Here is a 25,624-nt window from a genome sequence, read left to right as displayed (position 1 = left end):
CTTACGCCTTGTCATGCGTGTGTGGATATTCGCACCGCCAGCGCACCGCCTGCCATTTCGGATGTTCGCCGACCCATTGTGCAATATAGGGCGGCGCGGCCATGGAGCATTGCGCCGGCGAGCCGCCAAAGTTGAACACCAGATGCTGCTCCTCGCAGGTCGCAGGCGAGAGCACCGCACACACAGTCACCACCAGGTCGATCGGGTTCATGCCGAGAATCCTTCAGGGATCGCTGGAACGTTATCATAGAACGCTACGCCTCAGCGGGCAGGAAGTTTCACACAGGCGTGAGCCGGGCGAGCATGATCACGGCGACGCAACCACACCCAGTGAGCCATCGCAGAGATAGCCTAGGTGCCATCGCCGCCTTGCCGCCTGCCAATTTCGTCAATAAGCTGGTTCCCGACAACTGCTAACAGGCTGATGGCTCTTAAGGAAACCTCCCGGCGCGGCGTCGCCACCGCAGTCTGCGTGCTGGTGCTCGTCGCCAGCGCCTGTGCCCTCACGGGTTATGTCCAGCGAGCTAAAGCGGAGACGCAGCCGGACAAACCGAATTCGGGCAACACCGAGCCTTCCCGCACAGCAAATAGCGACCAGCCGGTGGTCAAGCTGACGCCGAGCCAGCAGGCTCAGGTCGGGCTGGAAACTACGGCTCTGCAAGCAGCTCCCCATCCCGAGCAATTCCGTGCCTATGGCGCCGTGCTCGATATTTCCCGCATTACGGAGCTCGCCAACAGCTACGCCAATGCGCAAGCCCAACTTCAGACGGCGCAAGCCAAGCTCGAAGTCGCCAAGAGCGCATACGACCGGACCAGGAATCTCGTCGACTCCGCCGCCCTCCCAAAAAAGGAAGCCGAAGCCGCAGAAGGCACATGGCGGGTCGACAAGGCGGCGCTGGCCGCGGCGGAATCACAGCTCAGGACGCTCGCGGCAACAGCACAGCAGGAATGGGGGCCCGTCATCGGCCGGGGAATCATCGAGCGCTCGCCGGTCGTCGTCAGGCTGATCGAACGTGATCAGCTTCTGGTCCAGGTGACGCTGCCGCCGGGCACGACCGTCACCGGCACTCCGGGAACGGCGCTGGCGCAGGCGCCGACGCGGAATGCGAATATCGATCTGCAGTACATCTCGCCGGCAACGCGCACCGACCCTCGCATTCAGGGATTGAGCTATTTCTTCTCCGTGCCGGGCGATAGCGGCCTGCTGCCCGGCATGAACACCACGGTCTATGTGCCCTCCGGCAACAGCTACGAGGGCGTGTTCATCGAGGACACCGCCATCGTGCGGTGGCAAGGTCGGGCGTGGGTCTACCTGCGTGTAAGCCCCGACAGCTTCCGACGGCATCCGATCAGCACGGACCAGCCGGTCTCCGATGACGACTACGTGGTTCGGGACATCCCATCCGGGTCCGAAATCGTCATGCGGGGCGCGCAGGTCCTGTTGTCCGAGGAGGCCAAAAGCGAGCTTCGGGGCGGCGATGACGATTGATGGCACCGGCTCCGGCAGGTCAGGGCCGCAAGCCGCTCTCGTCGCCTTTGCCATCCGTTTCCGCGGCATCGTGCTCGCGCTTTCGTTTGCGCTCCTGGGCTACGGCCTGTTCGCCCTTGGCGAAGCCAAGTACGGCGTCTTCCCCGAATTCGCGCCACCGCAGGTCACGATCCAGACGGAGGCCCCAGGCCTCAGCCCCGAGCATGTCGAGATCCTGGTCACGCAGCCGATCGAAACGTCGATCAACGGCCTGGCCGGCGTCGAGAGTCTGCGCTCATCGTCGATCCAGGGGCTCTCGGTCGTGACCGTCATCTTCCAGCCGCGCAGCGATATCTATCGGGCGCGTCAGTTGGTGACCGAACGCCTCGCGGTCGTGGCCGCGCGGCTGCCGCAAGGCGTTCAGCCGCCCTCGATGACGCCGTTGACGCCGCTGGCCGGCACGGTGCTGGTCATCGGCCTGACGTCCGACAAGCGTTCGCTGATGGATTTGCGCACGATCGCGGACTGGACCGTGGCAAGACGGCTTCTGGCCGTGCAGGGCGTCGCCCAGGTCTCGACCTACGGCAAAGACGTCAGATCCCTGCAAGTGCAGGTCCGCCCCGACGATCTGATCCGCTTCCGGGTCGGCCTGAACGACGTGCTGGCCGCGGCGCGCAAAGCCACCGGCGTGCGCGGCGCCGGTTTCATCGATACCGCCAATCAGCGCATCACGCTGCAAACCCAGGGACAGTCGCTGACGCCCGACCAGCTGGCCCGCACCGTGCTCCTGCACCAAGGCGGCGCAAGCGTGGTTCTCGGCGACGTCGCAACCGTCGTGACCGCTCCCGAGCAGCCGATCGGAGCCGCCCTCATCGACGGCGTGCCCGGCATCATGCTCATGGTCAGCCAGCAATACGGCGCCAATACGCGAGATGTCACCACACGCGCGGAAGCCGCACTGCAGGAGCTGCGACCGGGCCTTCAAGCCGACGGCGTCAAGCTTCATGCGGACATCTTTCGTCCGGCCAATTTCATCGATGCGGCGACCGAGAACGTCCTCGACGCCCTGTTGATCGGCGGAGCGCTCGTGGTCGTCGTCCTGGTCATGTTTCTATCCGACTGGCGCACGTCCATCATCAGCTGCACCGCGATCCCCCTGTCGTTGATAGCGGCCGTGCTCGCATTGCAGTGGATGGGGGAAACCCTCAACACGATGACGCTGGGCGGCCTCGCCATCGCGATCGGCGAAGTCGTCGATGACGCCGTGATCGGCGTCGAGAACGTCGTGCGCCGGTTGCGCGAAAATCGCCGCGCCGCGGCGCCGAGGGCAGAAGCGCGCGTCGTGCTAGACGCTTTCCTCGAGGTGCGCACGGCCGTCGCCTATGCGACGTTTGCGGTGTTGCTGGTGTTCTTTCCGGTCCTGACGCTTTCCGGCATTGCCGGCCGTCTGTTCGGCCCCCTGGGCATCGCCTATATCTTCGCCGTGATTGCTTCGCTCGCGGTCGCTCTGACGGTGACGCCGGCACTCTCGATGCTGCTCCTCGTCGGGAGGAGCGGCGGGCAGCGCCTGCATGAACCGCCCGTGGTGCGTTGGTCCCGTCGCTCCTATCAGGCCTTGCTCCGTCGTATCGGCCGCTACCCGAAGCTGGTGATGACGGCAGCCGCAGCCGTCACCATCGCCGGAATAGCAATGCTGCCGTTCTTTGGCGGCACTTTCCTCCCCGACCTTAGGGAAGGCCATTTGATTCTGCACGTCTCGGCAATCCCCGGCACCTCGCTCGACGAATCTCTTCGCATCGGCAAACTGATGACGAATGCGCTCCGGCAGATCCCGGGCGTCCGCAGGGTGGCGCAGCATGCAGGCCGGGCCGAGGCCGGGATCGACACGGTCGGTCCGCATTCCAGCGAGTTCGAGGTCGATTTGGCGCCCGGGCTTTCGGGTCAGGCCCAATCCCAAGCGGAAGCGCGCATCAGGGATGCGCTCGCCGACTTCCCGGGAGTTTCCTTCTCCAGCAAGACCTACCTCACTGAGCGCGTAGAGGAAACCGTCTCCGGCTTCAGCGCGGCGGTGGTCGTCAACATCTACGGGACTGATCTCGACTCGCTCGATCGCGCCTCACGCGACGTCGCGCGAGAGCTCGACGAAGTCGGCGGTGCCGCCGACGTGCAGCGACGGTCACCGCCCGGAATGCCGCAGGTCAACGTGACGCTTCGGCCGGCCGACCTGCAGCGTTGGGGCCTCGATGCGGTCGAAGTGCTCGAACTGGTGCGCACCGCCTATCAGGGCGACGTCGTCGGTCAGGGGTATGAAGGCAACGCCGTCTTCAACATCATCGTGATCCTCGATGCGCCCGCCCGCGCCCGGCTCACTCAGATCGGCGACCTGCCGGTGCGCACGCCGAGCGGCGCCTACATTCTGCTGAAACAGATCGCGGACGTCTATGAAACGACTGGCCGCTATCAGATCCAGCACCAGAATGCGCAGCGCGTTCAAACCGTGACGGCGAATGTCAGCGGACGCGATCTCGAATCCTTCGTGGCCGCTGCCAAACGTAAACTTGCCCGCGAAGTCAAACTCCCGCCCGGCGCTCACATCGAATTTGCCGGAGCGGCAGAGGCTCAAGCCAGGTCGCGACGCGATCTCATCGTCAATTCGCTGCTGGCCGGGACAGGCATCGTCGTTCTGCTTTCGATGGTCACAGGCCATTGGCGAAATCTGTTGCTGGTGATGATCAACCTGCCGTTTGCATTGGTCGGTGGCGTGCTCGCACTCGCCTTAACGGGTGGCCTGCTTTCACTGGGGTCGATGGTCGGCTTCGTCACGCTGCTCGGAATCACGCTGCGGAATTCGATCCTCATGATTTCGCACTACGAGCATCTCGTCCTCATCGATGGTCGTGTATGGGGAGCGGAGACTGCTATTGAGGGCGCGGCGGATCGCCTTGTCCCGATCCTAATGACGTCTCTCGTAACCGGCTTGGGATTGCTGCCGCTCGCGATAGGCGCAGGAGAGCCTGGCCGTGAAATCGAGGGCCCAATGGCGATCGTCATCCTTGGGGGTCTTATGACCTCGATGGCGCTTAGTCTGCTGGTGTTGCCGACCCTTGCGCTTCGTTACGCGCGTTTCAAGGTCCGTGCCGACTAAAGGGAAATTCGCCCAATGTCGGAGAGTGAACGGCGCCGAACGCCGAACACTGTCACGGCGTCGACGGCATCCGCCATCGAAGCCGTGACAGATCGTCAGTCTTACTTGCGCGCAGCGCAGGCGTACATGTTGATTTCCATGCCGACCGGCACTTCCACGATCTTCGGAGCTTTCCAGGCCATTCGGGTCTCCCCAAGTATTTTGAGCCAAGTATTCGAGCGCGACATCGCGCGGGGCAAAACGTAGGGCTGTGCTCCACGCAGTTCAAGCCTGGATTCGAACGCCGAGCGACTCTATGCCGATTCTTCGCGGCTGCATTTCGCTCTCGGACAAAGCCAGTTCCCTCTTGGTCAAACGCAACGACCGAGGAGCGCCCCCGCGCGAGGCGGCGCACCTCTCGATGCGGGCTGCCCTTCCCGGTCAGCAGCCCTTGTCGGACGTCATCGCATTCGGCTTGGCGCCTTGGGCGCTCTGAGCCGCCGTCGGCTGACTTTGCATCTGACGCTGCGCGTCCTCGGACGATGTCGGTGTTTCGCCGCTCGCGCGATTCATCGTGCTGGTCGGCGGATGCTGGCCGGTGTTGCTGGCCGCGTCGGATGGATGTGACTGCGCCGAGCCCACCGTGACAGGACCAGAACCGGCATCCTTGTTGCTGGCGCTATTGGTCTTGCAGGGACCCGCCACTGCCATGCCGGCGCTCAGCGTCAGGGCTGTGCATGCAAGAAGAATGGATCGCTTCGTGTTCATCCGCTTCGTCTCCTCAACCTTCCCGCCGCGGGAGCCCAGCGCCGGGCGGGGATGTTGAGGAGAACAGGTCGAATCGGCCGATGTTCCGAAGTTGGGCAGAGTTCCGCCCCTGCCTATCGCAGCAGCCGCAGCAATGCGCCGCCAGCGCGCGACTTCAGCTCGTTCGCGTCCAGCGTTCCATCCTTGTCTGGATCGGCTGCATTGAAGCGTCGCTCCACCACGGCAAGATACTCGTCGAGCGTCAGGGTCCGATCATGGTCGGGATCCGCGGCACCGAGTTCCTTCGCGGTTAAACGTCCGCGCAATTCGCGCGCGTCGAGCGTCCCGTCATGGTCGGGGTCGAGCTTTGCGAACAGCGCGGCTGCGGCCTTCTTCACCTCGGCGAGATCGACTGTGCCGTCATTATCGGTGTCGAACATCTTGACGGCGCTGCCGGATGCCGACCAGGCCGGCCCCGCCAGCAATGCGATCGTGAGCGCAAGCGCAACCGAATGACGCGATATCATTTGAGACCTCCTTGACCAACAGCCCTGATTCATCGGGGCTCGAAAGCTACATAAGTCCACAAGCCTGCCTCGGTTCAAGCCCGGAATTGCAACCTGCACGCCCCACAACTCGCGGGACCACGGCCTCCGATTGCAACGCCCCCGAGACAACTTCATGCCGCGGAATTATTTCAGCGTCTGCGCACAAGTGAGGAGTCGATCGTCGGGTTTCCCTGAGGTGACCGGCATCCGACGTCCAACATATCGGCAAGCCGCTTTCGACTTTCGTATTGACGCGTTTTGTTTTCCGACGGAGTGTTGCGCTCGCAGCGTCAAAAGGCGCGCATATTGGGAGGAACGGATGAAACGTTTTGCGATGGCCGCGAGCCTCGTCATATCCGCATGCTCGGTTGCGAGCGCACAGACGACCGACCAACTGGTCAAGGGTGCAACCGATACGTCGAACGTTCTCAACTACGGGATGGGTTACAATCTCCAGCGCTTCTCGACGCTGAACCAGATCAACAAAGACACCGTCAAGAACCTCGTCCCGATCTGGAACTACTCCTTCAACGACGATCGCAGCGAAGAATCGCAGCCGCTGGTCTACCAGGGCGTGATCTACGTGACCTCGCACAACGCGACCATGGCGGTCGACGCCAAGACCGGCAAGCAGATCTGGAAATCCAAGATCGAATATCCGGCCGAGACGCCGCGCATCGTCTGCTGCGGCATCATCAACCGCGGCGCGGCGCTCTATGAAGGCAAGCTGTTCCGCACCACGCTCGATGCCAACGTCATCGCACTCGACGCCAAGGACGGCAAGGAGCTGTGGCGGCAGAAGGCGGCCGACATCAAGGAAGGCTATTCAATGACGGTGGCCCCGCTGGTCGCCGACGGCGTCGTCATCACCGGCATCTCCGGCGCCGAGTTCGGCACCCGCGGCTTCATCGACGGCTGGGACCCGGCAACCGGTAAGCATCTCTGGCGCACCCATTCGATCCCCTCGCCGGACGAGCCCGGCGGCGATACGTGGAAGGGCGACACCTGGAAGCTCGGCGGTGGCTCGACGTGGATCACAGGGTCCTACGATCCGGAGCTGAACACCGTTTATTGGGGCATCGGCAACCCCGGCCCGTTCAATGCGGCGGTGCGTCCCGGCGACAACCTCTACACCTGCTCGGTGCTGGCGATGGATCCCAAGACCGGCAAGATCAAGTGGCACTATCAGTTCTCACCGAACAATCCGTTCGATTATGACTCAGTGGCCGAGATGGTCCTCGCCGACATGAACGTCGAGGGCAAGCCGACCAAGGTGCTCATGGATGCCAATCGCAACGGTTTCTTCTACGTACTCGACCGCACCAACGGAAAGGTGCTCGCGGCCAATCCTTACGTGAAGGTGAATTGGGCAACCGGCGTCGACATGAAGACCGGCCGTCCGATCGAGACCGACGTCGTCAAGGATGCGCGCGAGGGCAAGAAGGTTACGGTCTATCCGTCGATCCTCGGCGGCAAGAACTGGGAACCGATGTCGTTCAACCCGCAAACCGGATTGGCCTACGCCAACACGCTCGCCTTTGGCGGCAAGTACAAGACGGAGCCGGCCACCTTCAAGCAGGGTGAATGGTATCTCGGCATGGACCTCACCGACCCCTGGGAGTGGGGCGACGGGCCGCGCGGTCACCTCAAGGCCATCGATCCGATGACCGGCAAGGCGAAGTGGGAGGCACCGAGCGACATTCCGCGCTTCTCCGGCGTGCTCTCGACGGCGGGCGGCGTCGTGTTCACGGGCGCGTTGACCGGCGAGTTCGAGGCCTTCGACGCCGACAGCGGCAAGAAGCTTTGGCAATTCCAGACTGGCTCCGGCATCGAGGGACAGCCGGTGACCTGGCAGCAGGACGGCGTGCAGTACGTCGCCGTCACGAGCGGCTATGGCGGCGTCTACTCGCTGTTCTCCGGCGACGAGCGGCTGGCCAAGGTGCCGCCCGGCGGCTCCCTGTGGGTCTTTGCGGTGAAGCAGTAGCGGCAAGGAACGTTGAGGAACACATCTCACAGGACGGTGGCGATCCTCGCCACCGTCGCGGCGCTGACGGTCGCGCTTGCGGCGACCGTTCGTGCTGCGGATGATTCGAACGGCAATCCGTTGCAGGCGCAGATCGACCATGGCAAGTCGACCTATGCCGAAAGATGCTCGCACTGCCACGGCCCCAACATGATGAACTCCGGCACCATCACGCCGGACCTGCGCGCCTTTCCGGACGACAAGACGCGCTTCGTCACCACCGTCAAGAACGGCAAGAACAATAGGATGCCGCCCTGGGGCGACGTCTTGAGCGACGACGACATAGCAAATCTCTGGGCCTTCATCTCGAGCCGGAGGAAGCCATGAGGCGCCGGCTGCCAGTGCTCGGTCTTGTTGCGATGCTGGCCGCTCCGGCCACGGCGTGGGCGGCCGATCCGCTCAGCATCTGCCTCGACGAGGATCGCCCGCCGCTCTCGGCGCATCACCGCGGCAAGCCGGATTCCGGCTTCGACGTGCTGCTGGCGCAGGCGATCGCCGACCGGATGGGACGGCCGCTCAAGATCCAGTGGTTCGAAAGCAAACTGGATGAGGATTCCAGCCCGCAGCTCGAGGCCAATGCATTGCTCTCCGACGGGCGATGCTCGCTGATCGGCGGCTACGCGCTGACGGTGGATTCGCTCGTCAAGCCGGGCGTGAAGACCGCGCGTCTGCCGGATTTCACCGGAGCCACGCGCGACGACCGGCGCCGCCGCGTTGCGCTCGGCGAGCTCGCGCCGAGCAGGCCTTACGTCTATGCGCCGATGACCGTCGTGCTCGGGCCGAAGGCGCGCGACCGCAAGATCGGCGACATCGGCGATCTTGCCGGGCTCCGCCTCGCGGTCGAGAGCGGCTCATTGGGCGACGCGATCCTGATGAACTTCGACAAGGGACGGCTGATCGACAACATCACGCATCTGGTCCCCGGCCGCGACGACCTCCTGGGTGCACTCGATCGCGGCGACTACGACGCCACCTTGATCGATCTTGCCCGTTTCGACGCCTATCGTGCCGCGCATCCAGCTACGGCTATCGCCGCCTCCGGCTACTATTATCCAATTGGTGCCAATCGCGGCTATGTCGGACTTGCCAGCGACGCCGCCCTGGTCGATGCCGTCAGCAAGGCGCTGACGGACCTTGCCGCGGAGGGCAAGATCGCCGAATTCGCCAAGCAGGCAGGACTGACCTATCTGCCGCCGCACGAGCCCGCGATCCTCGGCGACGTGTGGACCAGGATCATTCAGCGGTGAACCTTGTCGCGGAGGGCTGCCCTGGCAGCCCCGAGACGAGTCGGCGGGCCGGCGCCTAATTCTCGTCCGCCGCCACGGCGCCCTGCTGCGCCTTGTGGATGGAGGACGGCACCACACCGAAATATTTCCGGAATACGCGGCTGAAATGCGATGAGCTCGAGAAGCCCCAGGAGAATGCCACATCGGTAATGGTCTTGCCGGCGTGGGCCTCGAGCTCCTGGCGGCAGTTCTGAAGGCGCGCCTGCCAGATGTAGTCGCTCACCGTCGTGCCGCGCTCGGAGAACAACATGTGCAGATAGCGCTTGGAGCAGCCGAGCTCGGCCGAGATCTGGTCGATGCACAAATCGGGATCGCGCAGATGTTCTCGGATGAAAAATTGGGCACGAACATACATCGCCTCGGGCCCGACCCGATCGAACATCGTGTCGGCCTCGCGCAGCGGCAGCAACAACAAGTCGATCAGCGAATCGGCCACGCCGACCGCACTGTTGGCCGAGAGTTTCGCCGCCTCGTCGAAGGTGGCATGGACGAAATCGTGCGCGATCCGCCCCGTCCCCGTCTTCGCCGTCAGCTTGCAGGCCGGCATGCGCTGCGACGGGAAGCCGCGATCGCGCAGCAGCGCCTTCGGCACGATCACCACGTCGTGGCGCGTGAAGGCGGGACTGACGATCAAATGCGGACATGAGACGTCGTAGGCAAGGATGTCGCCGGGGTTCAGCTCGATGTGGCGGCCTTCCTGTTCGAAATAGGAGACGCCGTAGGTCTGGAAGTGGATCTTGATGTAAGGGTGTTCGTTTGACTTGGCGCGCGCCAGCGTATGCGCGATGCGATGCTGGCTCACCTCGATCTGGCAAAGCTTCAGACGCGAGACCGTGGTGTAATCGATACGCCCTTCAAGCGAGGACGCCTCCAGCGGATCGACATCGAAGTGACCACACAGACTCGTGAGCCCGTCGATCCAGCTCTGGATCTGGCGCTTCGGCGTCAGTCCGGTCGTCGAGAGCGTATGAATTGTGTCGGACATTAATCCAGCCACTGGTGTGTCCCCGGATTCGACGCGAATCGCGACCAGCGCTTGCTGGAGCCCTCAGCCGTGATTGCGTGACGTTTACCTCAAATTTGGGCGGTCTTTGAGAACGAGCGCCATCACTCCGTTGCCACCCTTGAAACTTAATCCTCCGCCTTAGTTGCACCGCCGTCAAGGGGAACCTGACCGTTGAGCGCGGCCTCACGCGACGTCGCGGCCGCTGAATTCGCTCCTGCAAAATCAAAAACTTCGCGTCCGTGCGCTATCGAGCAAATCGGCTTCTCTCTTGGGCAAGTTTCCCGGTTACGAAGCCGTTAGGAATTGCGGCAGGAACAAAAAGAACGGGCCGCTCCTGCACGCGGACCTGTAGCTCTCATCAGGAGGAGGAAACAGCACAGTATCGTTTCTGGTCCCATCAGCGACCGCCCTGCACGAGCAGATGCCGGACGAGAAGCCCGGTAAATCAAGCAATGCTTCGGAAACAATAAACGAGACCAACGGAGGAAATGACTATGCGCAAGGTGCTACTGGCGACTTTCCTTGGCTCCGCGGCGGCGCTCGCCGTCGGGACCGCGTCGGCCAATGACGAGCTGAACAAGATGTCGCAGAACCCGAAGGACTGGGTGATGCCGACCGGCGACTACGCCAATCACCGCTATTCCAAGCTGAACCAGATCAACGCACAAAATGTCGGCAAGCTCCAGGTCGCCTGGACCTTCTCGACCGGCGTGCTGCGCGGTCACGAGGGTGGCCCGTTGATCATCGGCAACATGATGTACGTCCACACGCCGTTCCCGAACAAGGTCTACGCCATTGACCTTTCCAACGAGAACAAGATCGTCTGGAAGTACGAGCCCAAGCAGGACCCGAACGTCATCCCGGTGATGTGCTGCGATACGGTTAACCGCGGCCTCGCCTATGGCGACGGCAAGATCTTCCTGCATCAGGCCGACACGACTCTCGTCGCGCTCGACGCCAAAACCGGCCAGGTTGCGTGGACTGCCAAGAACGGCGATCCCAGCAAGGGTGAGACCGGCACCTCGGCGCCGATGGTCATCAAGGACAAGGTGCTGATCGGCATCTCGGGCGGCGAATTCGGCGTCCAGGCTCACATGAGCGCTTACGACATCAAGACCGGCAAGCTGGCTTGGCGCGGCTATTCGGAAGGTCCTGATGACCAGATCCTGGTCGACGACAAGACCACCGCGCTCGGCAAGCCGATCGGGAAGGATTCGAGCCTCAAGACCTGGCAAGGCGATCAGTGGAAGATCGGCGGCGGCGCCACTTGGGGCTGGATCTCCTACGATCCCGAGCTGAACCTGATCTATTACGGGTCGGGCAACCCCTCGACCTGGAATCCGAAACAGCGTCCCGGCGACAACAAATGGTCGATGACGATCTGGGCACGTAACCCGGACACCGGCGTCGCCAAGTGGGTCTATCAGATGACGCCTCATGACGAGTGGGACTATGACGGCGTCAACGAGATGATTCTCTCCGACCAGTCGATCAACGGCCAGGCCCGCAAGCTGCTGACGCATTTCGATCGTAACGGCCTCGGCTATACGCTCGATCGCGCCACTGGCGAACTGCTAGTCGCCGAAAAGTATGATCCGAAGGTGAACTGGACCTCCGGCGTCGACATGGACAAGAACTCGGCGACCTATGGCCGTCCGAAGGTGCTCGACGCGGCCTCGACGGACAAGGCCGGTGAAGATCACAACGTGAAGGGCATCTGCCCGGCAGCGCTGGGCACCAAGGACGAGCAGCCGGCAGCCTACTCGCCGGACACGCAGCTGTTCTACGTCCCGACCAACCACGTCTGCATGGACTACGAGCCGTTCAAGGTGAGCTACACCGCGGGCCAGCCCTATGTGGGCGCGACGCTCTCGATGTATCCGCCGCAGGGCGATACCAACATGGGTAACTTCATCGCCTGGGATGGCAAGACCGGCAAGATCGTCTGGTCGAACAAGGAGCAGTTCTCGGTCTGGTCGGGTGCGCTCGCCACCGCCGGCGGCGTGGTGTTCTACGGCACGCTCGAAGGCTACCTGAAGGCGGTCGATGCCAAGACCGGCAAGGAGCTCTACAAGTTCAAGACTCCCTCCGGCATCATCGGCAACGTCACGACCTATGAGAACAATGGCAAGCAGTACGTTGCCGTGCTCTCCGGCGTGGGCGGCTGGGCCGGCATCGGTCTGGCGGCAGGTCTGACTGATCCGACCGCGGGCCTCGGCGCGGTCGGCGGCTACGCGGCCCTCAGCAACTACACGGCACTCGGCGGCACGCTGACCGTGTTCTCGCTGCCCAACTAGCCTCTGTGCAGTCTCGCTCCGGCGCGTGGATCAACTCCACGCGCCGGCTCGTCTCCACCTGATGCCTTCGAGGAACACCTCTTGCGTAAACTCTGCTCTGTCATTGCCACGATGATCTTCGTCGCGTCCGGAGGAATTGCTGTCGCGGACGGCTCGGGCGACCCGACTGCCGTCAAGCAGAACGAAACTGGCGAATGGCTCGATAAGGAGGGTAATCCGACCTACAAGATCACCGAGGGATCGGTGGACTGGTACACCTATTCCGGATACCGCCGCTATCACTCGGATTGCCACGTCTGCCACGGCCCCGATGGAATGGGCTCGACCTATGCGCCGGCGTTGAAGGACTCGCTCAAGACCATGAGCTATGCCGATTTCCTCGGCGTCGTCGCCTCCGGCCGCAAGAACGTCTCGACCGCGCAGGAGAACGTGATGCCGGCATTCGGCGATAATCCGAACGTCGCCTGCTACATGGACGATCTCTATGTCTACCTGCGCGCCCGCTCCAACGAGGCCTGGGGCCGTGCCCGTCCAAGCAAGCATGAGGACAAGAACGACGCCTACACCAAGAACGAAGACTCGTGCATGGGCAAGAAGTGAACGTTTGCAGCCGCGCTGAGACTTAGATCTTGGCATCCTGCGAGAACTTGAGGAGTTACCGATGAAGACACGTGCCGCCGTCGCTTTCGAAGCCAAGAAGCCGCTGGAGATCGTCGAAGTCGATCTGGAGGGACCGAAGGCCGGCGAAGTCCTGGTCGAAATCAAGGCAACAGGCATCTGCCACACCGACGCCTACACGCTCGACGGCTTCGACAGCGAAGGGATCTTCCCGTCGATCCTCGGCCATGAGGGCGCCGGCATCATCCGCGAGATCGGAGCAGGCGTGACCTCCGTGAAACCGGGCGATCACGTCATTCCGCTTTACACGCCGGAGTGCCGGCAGTGCAAAAGCTGCTTGAGCCAGAAGACCAACCTCTGTACCGCGATCCGGGCGACGCAAGGCAAGGGCGTGATGCCTGATGGCACCAGCCGCTTCTCCTACAAGGGCAAGCCGATCTACCACTACATGGGGTGCTCGACCTTCTCCAACTTCACCGTACTGCCGGAGATCGCGGTGGCGAAGATCCGCGAGGACGCTCCGTTCGACAAGAGCTGCTACATCGGCTGCGGCGTCACCACCGGCGTCGGTGCCGTCGTCAACACCGCGAAGGTCACGCCGGGCTCCAACGTCGTCGTGTTCGGCCTCGGCGGTATCGGCCTCAACGTCATCCAGGGCGCCAAGATGGCCGGCGCCGACAAGATCATCGGCGTCGACGTTAACGATTCCAAGGAGGAGTGGGGCCGCCGGTTCGGCATGACCGACTTCGTCAACCCCAAGAAGATCACAGGGGACATCGTTCCGCATCTCGTCAGCCTGACCGACGGTGGCGCCGACTACACGTTCGACTGCACCGGCAACACCACGGTGATGCGCCAGGCGCTGGAAGCCTGCCATCGCGGCTGGGGCACCTCGATCATCATCGGCGTCGCCGAGGCCGGCAAGGAGATCGCCACCCGTCCGTTCCAGCTCGTCACCGGCCGCAACTGGCGCGGCACCGCCTTCGGCGGCGCCCGTGGCCGCACCGACGTGCCGAAGATCGTCGACTGGTACATGAACGGAAAGATCCAGATCGACCCGATGATCACCCACACGCTCAAGCTCGAAGACATCAACAAGGGCTTCGACCTGATGCATGAGGGCAAATCTATCCGTTCAGTCGTCGTGTTCTAGCTCAAGCGTCACACCCAAGGAGGATCGACCCATGACTGTTGCACTCCACCCCTCGATCGACAACGGCGTCAAACAGGGCAGCGGGCATTTTGCCGGCGGCACCCTCGTCTGCAAATGCAAGGACCATCAGGTCAAGGTCGGCATCAAGGGCGATGTGGCACATAATCACGCGTGCGGCTGCACCAAGTGCTGGAAACCGCAGGGCGCAACGTTCTCGGTCGTTGCCGTCGTGCCGCGCCAGAACGTCACCGTGCTCGAGAACGGCGACAAGCTCCAGATCGTCGATCCCTCCGCAGTGATCCAGCGCTACGCCTGCAAGGCCTGCGGCACGCATATGTACGGCCGCATCGAGAACAAGAACCACCCCTTCTACGGTCTCGACTTCATCCATCCGGAGCTGTTCCAGGAGCAGGGCTCGCAGGCGCCGCAATTCGCCGCCTTCGTCTCCTCGGTGATCGAATCTGGCGTGAAGCCGGAACAGATGGCCGGCATCCGGTCGCGTCTGAAGGAACTCGGGCTCGAGCCCTATGACTGCCTTTCGCCGGCGCTGATGGATGCAATCGCGACCCACGTGGCGAAAGCCAAGGCGGCCTGAGCAAGACCATCCGCCATCGCCCGTCCGCTCGCCGGTGATCCGCGAACGGACGGGCGCCGTTATCGGATGACCGCGGCGAGTTGCCGCCCGCGCAGTATTGCGTATGCGAGCGCGTTCCGCTCCCTCAGTCCTGGTCTCTGAATGACTGCGCAGTGCCGCCCTCTTCCTGCTTGAAGTCAGCGTGCCCTGCGATTCTCCCTCCCTCGACTGAGGACTACTGCTTCGTCCGCGCAGTCCCTCTGGCGGACGAAGCTTTTTTAATCGCAGCTTCGATTTCGTGATCGCCCGGCGCGCGATGTGTTGCCGCGCCCTGCTTTTGACAAACCCCGGATGCAATCTGTTCACGTCGAGAACACCCGGCTGTGAACGCCGGGCGACGTGATCTCTGCTACGGTCGCTCGTCACGATGCCGCGCGAATTCAATCAATCAAGAACAAAACGGGAGGTATCGAGGACATCCAGACATTGCGATTCGCATTCCAGCTTCCTGCCGGGACCTGCCCGCGCAGGACAAGAGGCCGAAATGCGGTCACATGAGGCAACGGACATTGCGCCGATCGAATTCGGCAATGTTGAATCAGTCAGCTTATGAAGAGCGAGGGACGATCATGATCAAGGTGAAGATCAACGGCCAGGAACAGAGCTGGGACGGCGACCCGGATCTCCCGCTACTCTGGTTCCTGCGTGACGAAGCCGGGTTGACCGGCACCAAGTTCGGCTGCGGCAAGGCGCTGTGCGGGGCCTGTACTGTCATCGTCGACAAGGAGGCGGTGCGCTCCTGCATCACCTCGGTCAACGACGTCGCCGGACGGGAGATCACCACGATCGAGGGACTGCATCCGGAGGGCGATCATCCCGTCCAGAAGGCTTGGCGCCAGGTCAATGTCCCCCAATGCGGCTTCTGCCAGGCGGGCCAGATCATGCAGGCCGCGGCGCTCCTGATGGACAATCCGAAACCCTCGCACGACCAGATCCGCGAGGCGATGGCCGGCAACATCTGCCGCTGCGGCTGCTACCAGCGCATCGAAAACGCGGTCCATCTCGCATCGACGGGAGTGTGACATGAATTTCATCGACAATCCCCGGAAGCTCCGTGGCTTCGAAAAGCATCTGAAGGTCGAGAAGATCTCGCGCCGCAGCATCCTGAAGGGGCTCGGCGTCACCGGCGGCTTCGTGCTCGCCGCGCCCGTGATGACGCGCCAGGCCTTTGCCTATGAGACCGGCGCCGGCAAGATGCCGCACGGCGTCGTGGTCGACCCGCGCGTGTTCGTCGCGGTCGCCTCCGACGGCACCGTCACCATCGTCGCCCACCGCTCCGAGATGGGCACCGGCGTGCGCACCAGCCTGCCCTTGATCGTGGCGGAGGAGATGGAGGCCGACTGGTCCAAGGTCAAGGTGCAGCAGGCCCATGGCGACGAGGTCAAGTTCGGCAACCAGGATACCGACGGCTCGCGCAGCACGCGGCACTACCTGCTTCCGATGCGCCAGATCGGCGCCTCGGCCCGCACCATGCTGGAACAGGCCGCGGCCAAGCGCTGGAGCGTGCCGGCGACCGAGGTGAAGGCGGTCAATCACGAGGTCGTCCATAGCGCGAGCGGGCGTAAGCTCGGCTTCGGCGAGCTCGCCGCCGATGCCGCCAAGGAATCGGTGCCGGCGACCGAAGGCCTCAAGCTGAAGGACCCCAAGGACTTCCGCTATCTCGGCAAGGGCCAGGTCAGCATCGTCGATCTCCACGACATCACCACCGGCAAGGCGCAATATGGCGCCGACGTGCGACTGCCCGGCATGAAATATGCCGTGATCGCGCGCCCGCCCGTGACCGGAGGCAAGCTCACTTCGTTCGATCCGGACGCGGCGTTGAAAGTGCCCGGCGTGGAGAAGGTGATGCAGGTGCGCGGCTGGCCGTGGCCGTCGAAATTCCAGCCGCTCGGCGGCGTCGCTGTGATCGCACGCAACACCGGTGCCGCGATCAAGGGCCGCGACGCGCTCAAGCTGGTCTGGGACGACGGCGCCAACGGCAAGTACGACTCGGTCGCCTATCGCAAGGATCTCGAGGAGGCCTCGCGCAAGCCGGGTCTCGTCGTCCGCAAGGAGGGCGATGCCGACGCCGCCCTGAAGAGCGCCGACAAGGTCGTCGTCGGCGAATACTACATTCCCCATCTTGCCCATGTCAGCATGGAGCCGCCGGTCGCGGTCGCCGACGTCAAGGGCGACAAGGCGGAGATCTGGGCGCCGGTGCAGAGCCCGGGCGGAACGCGCGAGGACGTCGCCAAGACGCTCGGCATTCCCGAGGGCAACGTCACCGTCAACGTGACGCTGCTCGGCGGCGGTTTCGGCCGCAAGTCGAAGTGCGACTATGCGCTCGAGGCCGCCCTGCTGTCGAAGGAGCTCGGCGCACCCGTCAAGGTGCAATGGACGCGCGAAGACGACATCCATAACGGCTTCCTGCACACGGTCTCGGCCGAGCGGATCGAGGCGGGGCTGGACAAGGACGGCAAGGTGATCGCCTGGCGCCACCGCAGCGTGGCGCCCAGCATCGCCTCGACCTTCGCCGCGGGCACGGTCCATCAGGCGGCTTTCGAGCTCGGTATGGGCCTCGTCGACATGCCTTTCGAAATCGCCAATATCAGTTGCGAGAATCCGGAAGCTGCCGCGCACACTCGCATCGGCTGGTTCCGTTCGGTCTCGAACATCCCGCGCGCTTTCGCGGTGCAGTCGATGGTCGGCGAGATCGCGAGTGCGACCGGGCGCGACCAGAAGGAGACGCTCCTTGCGCTGATCGGCTCACCCCGCATCGTCAAGCCCGCCGTGAAGGACATGTGGAACTACGGCGAGCCCTATGACAGCTACCCCATCGACACAGCACGTCTGCGCAAGGTGGTCGAGCTGGTCGCGGACAAGGGCGAATGGGGCCGGCAGGTCCCGAAGGGCCACGGCCTCGGCATCGCGGCGCACCGCAGCTTCGTCAGCTACATCGCGACCATCGTCGAAGTCGCGGTCGACGAAAAGGGCAAGCTGACGGTGCCGCGGGTCGACACCGCGATCGACTGCGGCACCTATGTGAACCCCGAACGCATCGCCTCGCAGATCGAAGGCGCCGCGATCATGGGGCTCAGCCTTGCCAAATATGGCCAGGTCACCTTCAAGGACGGCAAGGTGGAGCAGAATAATTTCGACGACTTCCAGGTCGTCAGGATCGACGAGGCTCCGCTGGTGACCAACGTCCACATCGTGCCCCCCGCATCGGACACACCGCCGAGCGGCGTCGGCGAGCCCGGCGTGCCGCCGTTCGCACCGGCGCTGATGAACGCGATCTTCGCGGCGACCGGCAAGCGCATCCGCTCGCTTCCGATCGGCAAGCAATTGGAGGCTTGACGGAACGGAAGGCGGCCTCGCGCCGTTTCCATCGATCTGACCAGGAGCAGATCGATGACCAATATCTCAAGGGCGCTCGCAGTCTCGCTGTCGAGCGCCTTCCTTTTGACCACCGCCGGAGCGTTCGCCCAGAGCAGCAACACGACGCCGCCGACCACCGCAACGCGCCCCACCGCGCCGGACCAGAGCTCGCTTCCAAACGCGAATGCCCCGCCCGCTTCGACCACCCGGACCACCGGGCAGAGCCCCAGCGATCCGAAGGTTCGGGAGATGAACCAGAAAGCAAAGGATAAGGTCGAGCGCGAGGGCAAATAGCTACGAGCGCACACAAGAGCGGCGGACGTTGCCGTCCGCCGCTCTCGCCACCCCCCTGTCGCTCCGCGTCTTTCGATCCGCCTGCGGAGCTTATTTCTTCAGCGCGAACACCCAGACCACGCCGCCTTGCGGCACGTTGGACTCGATGCCGATGTTGTTTGTCGCCAGCGCGTCCTGAATGCGTTGCGCGTCCACACCCCAGCCCGACTGGATCGCAATGTATTGCGTGCCGTCGATCTCATAGGAGATCGGCATGCCCATGATGCCGGAGTTGGTCTTCTGCTGCCAGAGCAGCTCGCCGGTCTTGGCATTGAAGGCGCGGAACTCGCGGTCGTTAGTGCCGCCGGCGAAGAGGAGATCGCCCGCGGTAGCCGTGACCGAGCCGAACATCTGCGACTTCGGGAAGTTATGCTGCCACACCTTCTTGCCGGTCGCGGGATCCCAGGCCTGAATCTCGCCGAAATGATCGGCGCCCGGCTTGGTCTTCAGGCCGATATCCTCCGGCTTGGTACCGAGCCAAAGTTCGCCCGGCTTGAGCGGGATCTTCTCGCCAGTGAAACCGCCGCAGAAATTCTCGTTGGCGGGCACGTAGACGAGGCCGGTCTTCTGGCTGTAGGCCGCGGACGGCCAGTCCTTCCCGCCCCACAACGAGGGGCAGAACTCCACGCGCTTGCCGACAACAGGCTTGTGCGCGGGATCGAGGATCGGCTTGCCGTTCTCGTCGATGCCCTTCCAGACGTCGGTGGAGACGAACGGCCAGCCGGCGATGTAGTTGATCTTGGTCGGCGTGCGCTCGAGCACCCAGAAGATCGCGTCGCGCCCAGGATGCACCAGGCTCTTGATGCTGCGGCCATCGCGCTGGAGATCGATCAGCATCGGCGCATCGACCTCGTCCCAGTCCCAGGAATCGTTCTGGTGGTACTGGTGGTAGGTCTTGATCTTGCCATTGCCCGGATCGAGTGCGATCACCGACGAGGTATAGAGATTGTCGCCGGGATGCATCTCGCCGGGCCATGGCGCGGCATTGCCGACGCCCCAATAGATCGTCTTGGTGTCCTTGTCGTAGGTCCCGGTCATCCAGGCCGAGCCGCCGCCGTTCTTCCAGTCGTCGCCCTGCCAGGTGCCATGACCGGGCTCGCCCTCGCCGGGAATCGTGAAGGTGCGCCACAGCTCCCCGCCGTCCTTGGCATCGAAGGCAGCGACATAGCCACGTACGCCGAACTCGCCGCCGGAGCCGCCGACGATGACCTTGCCATCGACGATCAGCGGCATCAGGGTCATGTATTGACCCTTCTTGTAGTCCTGCACCTTGGTGTCCCACACCACCTTGCCCGTCTTGGCGTCGAGCGCGACGACGTGGTCGTCGGTGGTGGCGAGATAGAGCTTGTCCTCCCACAGGCCGACACCGCGGCTGGTCGGATGCAATTGGAACAGATCGTCGGGGAGCTGCCGCTTGTAGCGCCAATACTCGTCGCCGGTCTTCGCGTTCAGCGCGATCACCTGCCCCATCGGGGTCGCCACGAACATCACGCCGTTATTGACGATCGGCGGCGCCTCGTGGCCTTCGACGACGCCGGTGGCGAAGGTCCAGACCGGCGTGAGATCCTTCACGTTGGAGGTGTTGATCTGGTCGAGCGGGCTGAAGCCCTGGCCGTCATAGGTGCGCCGATAGAGCATCCAGTTGCCGGGCTCGGGATTTTCGAGACGTTGTGAGGTGACGGGGCTGTAGTTCTCGATCGGACCGGCGCTCGCCGCCGTCGAGACAATGCAGGTGAAGGCGACGAAGCCGGACAAAAACCATTGCTTTGTGGTCATGGACGTTTCCCCTTTTGAATTCTTGTGAGTTGAATTCTTGTCGTTCGTCTCGCCGCCCGCTCGTTGGCGGACGCGACCTCTTGTGGCGCGCGGGCGCGACCCGCGGAGTGTCATCCGGGCTGCGAGCCACCTACCTTTCCGATGAAGGGACCGGCGACGGTGAGCGAACCTTCGCTTAACGACAGCGGCAGCGCCGCGAGGCGTCGCGGCGCGGGCCCGAACACGACCTGTGCGCCCTGGCGTGGATCATATTCGGAATTGTGGCAGGGACACTTGAACACGGTCATGTCGCCTCCCTGATCCGCCTTCACCCATTCCGTAACCGGACAAGCGGCATGAGCGCACACCGCCGAATAGGCAACGATGCCGTCGGCTGCGCGTGCACGCGTGGTCTCATCGAGCTCGTTCGGATCGAGCTTCACGACAAGTATCTCATTCAGGCGTGACCCGCTGCGAACGACAGAGGTTTTGGGATCCTTCGGCCAGGCGCGAACCGGCGGGCCGCCCAGCTTGAGTTCGTCCGGCTTGAGGAGCTGACCTTCGTTGTCGCCCTCGGAGAGGACGAGCAGATCGCCTTTCTGCGGCCGTTCGTCGGCACCCGGCTGATCGTCGTCGGCCCTTGCCGGTGCGGAACAGCCGAGACAGGCGGTGGTGGCGAGCGCGCCGAGCAGCAGCTCTCGACGCGTTTGCTCCGCGCTTGTATCGGCTTCGGGTTCCGCGGTGTTGTCGGAGGGTGATGAGCAGATATTGAATGATGCGCGCGACATGCACACTAGCAGGCGCTGGAACTCTGCCGAAATGAAGGCGAAGAATTGGCGCCGCAGTGCATCAATATGGCTTTGCTCGCTGTGAGCGAACGCGACTCCACGCGTTCAAGCACATTTTGCCTTTGCAACGTCATGCCGCGCGATCGGCATGATGATTTTGCAGATCAGACCGATGATGCAGGAATTGGTGCGACGCGGTCTGAGCAGCGAGAAACAATCTCAATGCGCTTCAACTACACGTCTTGCGGGCAGACCCGGCGCGTTCAGGACCTCAAAAGGTGACGCGGCGCCGCAATGCGGCCGGCAATGGTCGCCGAGGCCATCTCAAAGCTGTCGGCGATGCGGCGGGCCTTGTCGATGAACAACGCTGCTGCCGGTGGCGGGCAGACCTCGCGCGCCGTCTGCTCGAACAGGTCGAGCCAGCGGTCGAAATGATCGCCGACCAGGCTGAGTGGGAGATGGGCCCGCATCGGCGAGCCGTGATAGCGGCCGCTCATCAGCACGACCGACGACCAGAAATCCCTGAGCTTGGCGAGATGCTCGTCCCAATTCCGCACGATCGCGAACACGGGCCCGAGCAACGCGTCCTCTCGCACGCGTCCATAGAAGCGGGTGACGAGTTCCCCGATCATCTCCTCGGTAACCCCGGTGCGCTCGATCGCATCCTGGGTCAGCAGGTTCCGCCGTTCAGCCGCAGCTTGGCGCTCGGCCTTCAATCGATCCGACATGTCTCTCGTTGTCCGCTTTCTTCTTTCCCTCTCCCCTTGTGGGAGAGGGTGGATCAATCGCGCATTGCGCGATTGAGACGGGTGAGGGGTGCTCTCCGCGTGCTCTCAAGCATCGAGTTTGCGGGACCCAACCCCTCATCCGGCGCTTCGCGCCACCTTCTCCCACAAGGGGAGAAGGAACGAAGCTAAGATGCAGTTGCGGGTGACGTCTTTGTCCCAGCGCAAATTACAAGATCAGGCGCCGTAAGTGTAAAAGCCCTGCCCGGTCTTGCGGCCGAGATGGCCGGCATCGACCATTTCCTTGAGCAGGGGGGCTGGACGGTATTTAGGGTCGTTGAAGCCCTTGTAAAAGACCTCCATCACCGAAAGCATGGTGTCGAGACCGACGAGATCGGCCAGGGCCAGCGGCCCGATCGGATGATTGCACCCGAGCTTCATGCCGGCGTCGATTTCCTCGGCCGTCGCGATCCCCTCCTGAAGCGCGAAGATCGCCTCGTTGATCATCGGGCAAAGGATGCGGTTGACGGCGAAACCCGGGCTGTTCTTGGCGGTGATCGCCACCTTGCCGACGCGCTGGGCGAAATCGAGCGCCTTGGCGTGGGTATCGTCAGACGTCTGCAGGCCGCGGATGAGTTCCAACAGCTGCATCACCGGAACCGGGTTGAAGAAATGCATGCCGATGAAGCGATCGGGGCGATCGGTGGCGGCGGCGAGCTTGGTGATCGAGATCGACGAGGTGTTGGTCGCCACCAGCGTGCGCGGCGAGAGCGTGGCGCAGAGGTCCTTCAGGATCTTGACCTTCAGCTCCTCGTTCTCGGTCGCGGCCTCGATGACGAGATCGCAATCGGACAGCTTGGCGCGATCGGTGGTGCCGGTGATGCGCTTGAGCGTCGCATCGCGATCGGCCGCCGAGATCTTCTCCTTCTTGACCAGGCGCTCGAGGCTGCCGCCGACGGTCGAGATGCCGCGGTTCACCGCCGCATCGGAGATATCGACCATCACGACCGAAAGGCCGGCCGCGGCGCAGATTTGAGCGATGCCGTTGCCCATGGTCCCGGCTCCGATAATGCCAACGGTATTGATCATAGACTGACGTCCTTTTCGTTGAGCGAGCCCGACCTGTATCGGCGTGCCCGGTTTGATGAATTTCGAGCCGCGGCGCCTCACATGCTGCACCGCATCCAGGCTCTTCCTTAACCCATCCGTGGCGAGAATAAAGCCGCCTTTCCTTATCGAAGAGGCATGATTTCGCGCTCTCGCGGCCTGATCGGCCCGAGCTTTGCGGCTCGTTTCGCCCTGGACAATGCCGAGGGCGCAGGGAAGGCCGGGCGCCGACTGGCACCCGCGGTCCGCTGTGCGCGTGTAGCGCATTGGAAGACTGCACAGCGGCGTACAGGGCAGCCAGGACATCCCGACCTGCGCGAGTGGTTTGACGGCTTATGCCGTGCCCTCCCCGGAGCCGAATTCCCTTTGGCCTCCGTCGCCTTGCGAAAAGCTGACGGCAAGGGCCGGTTGGCCTCATGCCGCCTTCCGCAAGGCTTGGCTGCAGCAACGACAGTCAGGACCACACGGTTTTGCCGTACGCAGCCCGCGCCGTTCGTCACACGCGGCGGAAGCTCACGAGGTTCGGCTCAATCCTCCGCTCGCCCTGCTCCCGACCCTTGCGTGCCGACGCGCGCCCGCGTCCACCGCACCCCACCCACGTACCGGACGACTCGCGATCCGTCCCTCGTGCCGGGTGAGGTGCGCGACATATACGATCGTTCCGAAATTCGGTAAAGGAGAATATTTCCGGAATCCGGGATTGACACCCCGTTCAAGTGTTTTGCCCGTCCACCGAAATACCCATCCGCCGTTCGTGACGCGCCCTAGAATTTCAGCGTGGTCCGCAATCCGAATACCGAGGCGTTTCCGAGCACCTTGCCGGCAAGCGGACCGGACGGGAGCGTCGCGCCGCCGCCGGGATGAATGATGTACTGGAAGTTCGGCTGGACCGTCCAGCCGTCCCTGATTTGATATTGATACACGGCGGTCAGCAAGCCCTCGAAACTGCGAACCGGCCAATCCGGCGCGACGAGGGCCCGGAAGTCTGCATCGAGCGTCTGCGCACGCTTCGAAACATGCGCGTAGCCGGCTGCGATCCCGAACTTGTCATCCGGACGGCGCTCGTCGAGACCGACGAACTCAACGCCGCCATCGGCATAGAGATCGATCAGATTGCGATCGGCCGGGGCGCCGGAGGCCCGGATAAAGACGCCGATGCCGCGATCGTCACTCTGGGGCACGCGATAGATCTGCTGCTCGAATACAATCCAGCCCCCGATATCGCCGGACAACAACATCGGCTCGCCGCTGCTCGCGGGCGCTGCGAGCGATATGCCGTTGGATGCGAGCCGTTGATCCGCAAACGCGCCAAAATGACGCCAGCCGCCGAACTTGATCTGGCCGGCAAGATTGGGATCGCCTTTCTTGTTATTCCAGGCGTATTGAACCTGTCCGAGCAGAAGCGGCGGATCGTTGACACGGAAATTGATGCCGTAACGATTGCGTTGCTGAGGATCGCCAGGACCGGGGCCCGCCTGATCGCCGTCAAAGATTCCGCCGAGGACGGCGAGCTGGTCGGTGACGTTGACGAGAAGTCTCGCGCCCATCGCGGCCAGCGGTGGCGAGGGACCACCGCTCGGCAGATCCAGCGAGGTGATGGCCGGCCAGCCCATCGAGGCGTTGGTGAAGACGTCGGTGTATTTGGTGTTGATGAACTCGCTGTCGGCCGCGAGCTGGCCGAGCTTCAGCGAGACCTTCTTCTCGCCCCACTGCTTCTCGAAATAGGCTTCGTAGAGCCGGGTCGACGGCAACGCCTCGATCCCGCTCACGACGAAGAAATTTTGCAGATTGTCGCGCGACAGGCCGCCGCCGTGAATCTGGAACATGTTGGCATGGAAAGTCAGCTTGTCGAGGCCGGCAAGCTTGTCCAGATCGACGTCGACGGCGAGATTCAAGCGGCCCTCGTAGACCGCGCCTTGCCTGACTCCGCCCGAAGCGTTGCCCAGCTCTTCCCCGATGTAAGTCGCCGCGAACTTCACCCCATATTTCTGAAGCGGGTTCGGTAGCAGGCCGAGCGTTTTCTCCTCGACCGTGCTCTCGCCCGTGTCCGGATCGGCTGGCTTGTCATCGTCGGTTTTCTTGTCTTCCTGCGCGAGCGCCTGGACGGCGGCCAGCAGATATCCGCCGACCACCACGGCGGCAAAGACTCCAAAGGCTCTCGTTGATATCAACTCAGGTTTGCTCATCCAGTATCAGTGGGACACGGCTGAGCTACGCTTTCAAGCGCAAACTCTGGATGGAACCGAGCAACGCACATGTGTACAATTCAGCACACATCAGACAGGGCCCATGGCATGGACGCGATCATCTACCACAACCCTGAGTGCGGCACGTCGCGCACGACGCTTGCCACGATCCGCGATGCTGGTGTCGAACCGCATGTGGTCGAATATCTGAAGACACCGCCGTCCCGCGCGCTGTTGCGGCAGCTGATCGCCCGCATGGGAATTTCGGTGCGCGAGGCAGTTCGCGAGAAGGCCGCGCCGTACGCCGAGCTCGGACTCGACAATCCCGATCTGACCGACGACCAGCTTCTCGACGCCATGATCGCGCATCCCATCCTGATCAACCGGCCGATCGTCGTCACGCCGAAAGGCGTGAGGCTTTGCCGCCCCTCCGAACTCGTGCTCGACCTCCTGCCGTAGCAACAGCATC

Annotated in this window: 23 protein-coding genes; 13 read left to right on the top strand and 10 right to left on the bottom strand. The window is 63.2% G+C overall.

What is annotated here, in order from left to right:
- Window position 1: 1 nt before the first annotated feature.
- Window positions 2–211 carry a hypothetical protein gene (locus X265_RS11170; RefSeq protein WP_128964872.1) on the bottom strand — a complete coding sequence of 70 codons (210 nt, stop codon included), beginning with the start codon at window positions 209–211 and terminating at the stop codon, window positions 2–4.
- A gap of 261 nt (window positions 212–472) precedes the next feature.
- Between X265_RS11170 and X265_RS11165 the strand changes: the two genes are divergently transcribed.
- Together X265_RS11165 and X265_RS11160 are read left to right on the top strand one after the other, a co-directional pair.
- Window positions 473–1,489: an efflux RND transporter periplasmic adaptor subunit gene (locus X265_RS11165; RefSeq protein WP_244659224.1), complete on the top strand. Its 1,017-nt coding sequence runs from the start codon at window positions 473–475 to the stop codon at window positions 1,487–1,489.
- A complete protein-coding gene (locus X265_RS11160) occupies window positions 1,479–4,613 on the top strand; it encodes an efflux RND transporter permease subunit (RefSeq protein WP_128964871.1) in 3,135 nt (1,044 codons plus the stop codon). The genes X265_RS11165 and X265_RS11160 overlap by 11 nt, the downstream gene beginning before the upstream one ends.
- Before the next feature lie 101 nt (window positions 4,614–4,714).
- Here X265_RS11160 and pqqA read toward each other — a convergent pair whose 3' ends face one another.
- The 3 genes from pqqA to lanM all read right to left on the bottom strand — a co-directional run bounded on the left by pqqA (window position 4,715) and on the right by lanM (window position 5,866).
- A complete protein-coding gene (gene pqqA, locus X265_RS11155; RefSeq protein ID WP_012029362.1) occupies window positions 4,715–4,795 on the bottom strand; it encodes a pyrroloquinoline quinone precursor peptide PqqA in 81 nt (26 codons plus the stop codon).
- 238 nt (window positions 4,796–5,033) lie between these two features.
- Complete coding sequence (locus X265_RS11150; protein WP_128964870.1) at window positions 5,034–5,360, bottom strand: hypothetical protein; 327 nt, start codon at window positions 5,358–5,360, stop codon at window positions 5,034–5,036.
- A 113-nt stretch (window positions 5,361–5,473) separates the two neighbouring features.
- Complete coding sequence (gene lanM / locus X265_RS11145) at window positions 5,474–5,866, bottom strand: lanmodulin LanM (RefSeq protein WP_128964869.1); 393 nt, start codon at window positions 5,864–5,866, stop codon at window positions 5,474–5,476.
- Between the two features lie 340 nt (window positions 5,867–6,206).
- Here lanM and X265_RS11140 point away from each other — a divergent pair, with 340 nt between their 5' ends.
- The 3 genes from X265_RS11140 to X265_RS11130 are packed head-to-tail and all read left to right on the top strand — an operon-like array spanning window position 6,207 to window position 9,157.
- Window positions 6,207–7,871 carry a methanol/ethanol family PQQ-dependent dehydrogenase gene (locus X265_RS11140; RefSeq protein ID WP_128964868.1) on the top strand — a complete coding sequence of 555 codons (1,665 nt, stop codon included), beginning with the start codon at window positions 6,207–6,209 and terminating at the stop codon, window positions 7,869–7,871.
- A gap of 12 nt (window positions 7,872–7,883) precedes the next feature.
- Complete coding sequence (locus X265_RS11135) at window positions 7,884–8,237, top strand: c-type cytochrome (protein WP_128964867.1); 354 nt, start codon at window positions 7,884–7,886, stop codon at window positions 8,235–8,237.
- The gene (locus X265_RS11130; protein WP_128964866.1) at window positions 8,234–9,157 is read left to right on the top strand and encodes a substrate-binding periplasmic protein; all 924 of its coding nucleotides are present in this window, start codon (window positions 8,234–8,236) and stop codon (window positions 9,155–9,157) included. The genes X265_RS11135 and X265_RS11130 overlap by 4 nt, the downstream gene beginning before the upstream one ends.
- A gap of 55 nt (window positions 9,158–9,212) precedes the next feature.
- Here X265_RS11130 and X265_RS11125 read toward each other — a convergent pair whose 3' ends face one another.
- Window positions 9,213–10,181, bottom strand: coding sequence for a helix-turn-helix domain-containing protein (locus X265_RS11125; RefSeq protein ID WP_128964865.1), 969 nt, complete (start codon window positions 10,179–10,181; stop codon window positions 9,213–9,215).
- A gap of 515 nt (window positions 10,182–10,696) precedes the next feature.
- Between X265_RS11125 and xoxF5 the strand changes: the two genes are divergently transcribed.
- The 7 genes from xoxF5 (at window position 10,697) to X265_RS11090 (ending at window position 18,555) form a co-directional block, all read left to right on the top strand.
- Window positions 10,697–12,499 carry a lanthanide-dependent methanol dehydrogenase XoxF5 gene (gene xoxF5, locus X265_RS11120; RefSeq protein ID WP_128964864.1) on the top strand — a complete coding sequence of 601 codons (1,803 nt, stop codon included), beginning with the start codon at window positions 10,697–10,699 and terminating at the stop codon, window positions 12,497–12,499.
- Window positions 12,500–12,610: 111 nt separating this feature from the next.
- Window positions 12,611–13,099 carry a c-type cytochrome, methanol metabolism-related gene (locus tag X265_RS11115; protein ID WP_128969211.1) on the top strand — a complete coding sequence of 163 codons (489 nt, stop codon included), beginning with the start codon at window positions 12,611–12,613 and terminating at the stop codon, window positions 13,097–13,099.
- A gap of 61 nt (window positions 13,100–13,160) precedes the next feature.
- On the top strand, window positions 13,161–14,270 hold the full coding sequence (locus tag X265_RS11110) for an S-(hydroxymethyl)glutathione dehydrogenase/class III alcohol dehydrogenase (RefSeq protein ID WP_128964863.1): 1,110 nt from the start codon (window positions 13,161–13,163) through the stop codon (window positions 14,268–14,270).
- Window positions 14,271–14,301: 31 nt separating this feature from the next.
- Window positions 14,302–14,865 (top strand): S-(hydroxymethyl)glutathione synthase, encoded by a 564-nt coding sequence (gfa, locus tag X265_RS11105; protein WP_128964862.1) that lies wholly within the window; start codon window positions 14,302–14,304, stop codon window positions 14,863–14,865.
- A 608-nt stretch (window positions 14,866–15,473) separates the two neighbouring features.
- Window positions 15,474–15,926, top strand: a complete 453-nt coding sequence (locus X265_RS11100) for a (2Fe-2S)-binding protein (protein ID WP_128964861.1) — start codon at window positions 15,474–15,476, stop codon at window positions 15,924–15,926.
- Window position 15,927: 1 nt separating this feature from the next.
- Entirely contained in the window at window positions 15,928–18,240 is a 2,313-nt protein-coding gene (locus tag X265_RS11095) for a xanthine dehydrogenase family protein molybdopterin-binding subunit (protein WP_128964860.1), read from the top strand.
- A gap of 54 nt (window positions 18,241–18,294) precedes the next feature.
- Complete coding sequence (locus X265_RS11090) at window positions 18,295–18,555, top strand: hypothetical protein (RefSeq protein ID WP_128964859.1); 261 nt, start codon at window positions 18,295–18,297, stop codon at window positions 18,553–18,555.
- Window positions 18,556–18,645: 90 nt separating this feature from the next.
- Here the strand turns inward: X265_RS11090 and X265_RS11085 are convergent, their stop codons facing one another.
- The 5 genes from X265_RS11085 to X265_RS11060 form a co-directional block, all read right to left on the bottom strand.
- A complete protein-coding gene (locus tag X265_RS11085) occupies window positions 18,646–20,370 on the bottom strand; it encodes a methanol/ethanol family PQQ-dependent dehydrogenase (RefSeq protein ID WP_128964858.1) in 1,725 nt (574 codons plus the stop codon).
- A gap of 110 nt (window positions 20,371–20,480) precedes the next feature.
- A complete protein-coding gene (locus X265_RS11080; protein ID WP_128964857.1) occupies window positions 20,481–21,137 on the bottom strand; it encodes a QcrA and Rieske domain-containing protein in 657 nt (218 codons plus the stop codon).
- Between the two features lie 263 nt (window positions 21,138–21,400).
- On the bottom strand, window positions 21,401–21,865 hold the full coding sequence (locus X265_RS11075) for a group III truncated hemoglobin (RefSeq protein ID WP_128964856.1): 465 nt from the start codon (window positions 21,863–21,865) through the stop codon (window positions 21,401–21,403).
- A 234-nt stretch (window positions 21,866–22,099) separates the two neighbouring features.
- The gene (locus tag X265_RS11070) at window positions 22,100–22,951 is read right to left on the bottom strand and encodes a 3-hydroxybutyryl-CoA dehydrogenase (protein ID WP_128964855.1); all 852 of its coding nucleotides are present in this window, start codon (window positions 22,949–22,951) and stop codon (window positions 22,100–22,102) included.
- A gap of 782 nt (window positions 22,952–23,733) precedes the next feature.
- Window positions 23,734–25,155 carry a carbohydrate porin gene (locus X265_RS11060; protein WP_128964854.1) on the bottom strand — a complete coding sequence of 474 codons (1,422 nt, stop codon included), beginning with the start codon at window positions 25,153–25,155 and terminating at the stop codon, window positions 23,734–23,736.
- A 108-nt stretch (window positions 25,156–25,263) separates the two neighbouring features.
- Here X265_RS11060 and arsC point away from each other — a divergent pair, with 108 nt between their 5' ends.
- Window positions 25,264–25,614 (top strand): arsenate reductase (glutaredoxin), encoded by a 351-nt coding sequence (gene arsC / locus X265_RS11055; protein ID WP_128964853.1) that lies wholly within the window; start codon window positions 25,264–25,266, stop codon window positions 25,612–25,614.
- The last annotated feature ends 10 nt before the right edge of the window (window positions 25,615–25,624 follow it).

This window comes from Bradyrhizobium guangdongense (assembly GCF_004114975.1).
Classification (GTDB): Bacteria; Pseudomonadota; Alphaproteobacteria; order Rhizobiales; family Xanthobacteraceae; genus Bradyrhizobium; species Bradyrhizobium guangdongense.
Note: the sequence above shows the minus strand (reverse complement) of the source record. Positions and strands in the feature narration are given on the sequence as shown.

Coding starts and splice junctions, on each gene's coding strand:
- X265_RS11085 (WP_128964858.1), bottom strand. CDS start 20,370: ATGACCACAAAGCAATGGTTTTTGTCCGGCTTCGTCGCCTTCACCTGC.
- X265_RS11140 (WP_128964868.1), top strand. CDS start 6,207: ATGAAACGTTTTGCGATGGCCGCGAGCCTCGTCATATCCGCATGCTCG.
- X265_RS11080 (WP_128964857.1), bottom strand. CDS start 21,137: ATGTCGCGCGCATCATTCAATATCTGCTCATCACCCTCCGACAACACC.
- X265_RS11130 (WP_128964866.1), top strand. CDS start 8,234: ATGAGGCGCCGGCTGCCAGTGCTCGGTCTTGTTGCGATGCTGGCCGCT.
- X265_RS11100 (WP_128964861.1), top strand. CDS start 15,474: ATGATCAAGGTGAAGATCAACGGCCAGGAACAGAGCTGGGACGGCGAC.
- X265_RS11110 (WP_128964863.1), top strand. CDS start 13,161: ATGAAGACACGTGCCGCCGTCGCTTTCGAAGCCAAGAAGCCGCTGGAG.
- X265_RS11125 (WP_128964865.1), bottom strand. CDS start 10,181: ATGTCCGACACAATTCATACGCTCTCGACGACCGGACTGACGCCGAAG.
- xoxF5 (WP_128964864.1), top strand. CDS start 10,697: ATGCGCAAGGTGCTACTGGCGACTTTCCTTGGCTCCGCGGCGGCGCTC.
- X265_RS11060 (WP_128964854.1), bottom strand. CDS start 25,155: ATGAGCAAACCTGAGTTGATATCAACGAGAGCCTTTGGAGTCTTTGCC.
- X265_RS11160 (WP_128964871.1), top strand. CDS start 1,479: ATGACGATTGATGGCACCGGCTCCGGCAGGTCAGGGCCGCAAGCCGCT.
- lanM (WP_128964869.1), bottom strand. CDS start 5,866: ATGATATCGCGTCATTCGGTTGCGCTTGCGCTCACGATCGCATTGCTG.
- X265_RS11070 (WP_128964855.1), bottom strand. CDS start 22,951: ATGATCAATACCGTTGGCATTATCGGAGCCGGGACCATGGGCAACGGC.
- X265_RS11090 (WP_128964859.1), top strand. CDS start 18,295: ATGACCAATATCTCAAGGGCGCTCGCAGTCTCGCTGTCGAGCGCCTTC.
- X265_RS11170 (WP_128964872.1), bottom strand. CDS start 211: ATGAACCCGATCGACCTGGTGGTGACTGTGTGTGCGGTGCTCTCGCCT.
- arsC (WP_128964853.1), top strand. CDS start 25,264: ATGGACGCGATCATCTACCACAACCCTGAGTGCGGCACGTCGCGCACG.
- X265_RS11095 (WP_128964860.1), top strand. CDS start 15,928: ATGAATTTCATCGACAATCCCCGGAAGCTCCGTGGCTTCGAAAAGCAT.
- X265_RS11075 (WP_128964856.1), bottom strand. CDS start 21,865: ATGTCGGATCGATTGAAGGCCGAGCGCCAAGCTGCGGCTGAACGGCGG.
- X265_RS11115 (WP_128969211.1), top strand. CDS start 12,611: ATGATCTTCGTCGCGTCCGGAGGAATTGCTGTCGCGGACGGCTCGGGC.
- pqqA (WP_012029362.1), bottom strand. CDS start 4,795: ATGGCCTGGAAAGCTCCGAAGATCGTGGAAGTGCCGGTCGGCATGGAA.
- X265_RS11150 (WP_128964870.1), bottom strand. CDS start 5,360: ATGAACACGAAGCGATCCATTCTTCTTGCATGCACAGCCCTGACGCTG.
- gfa (WP_128964862.1), top strand. CDS start 14,302: ATGACTGTTGCACTCCACCCCTCGATCGACAACGGCGTCAAACAGGGC.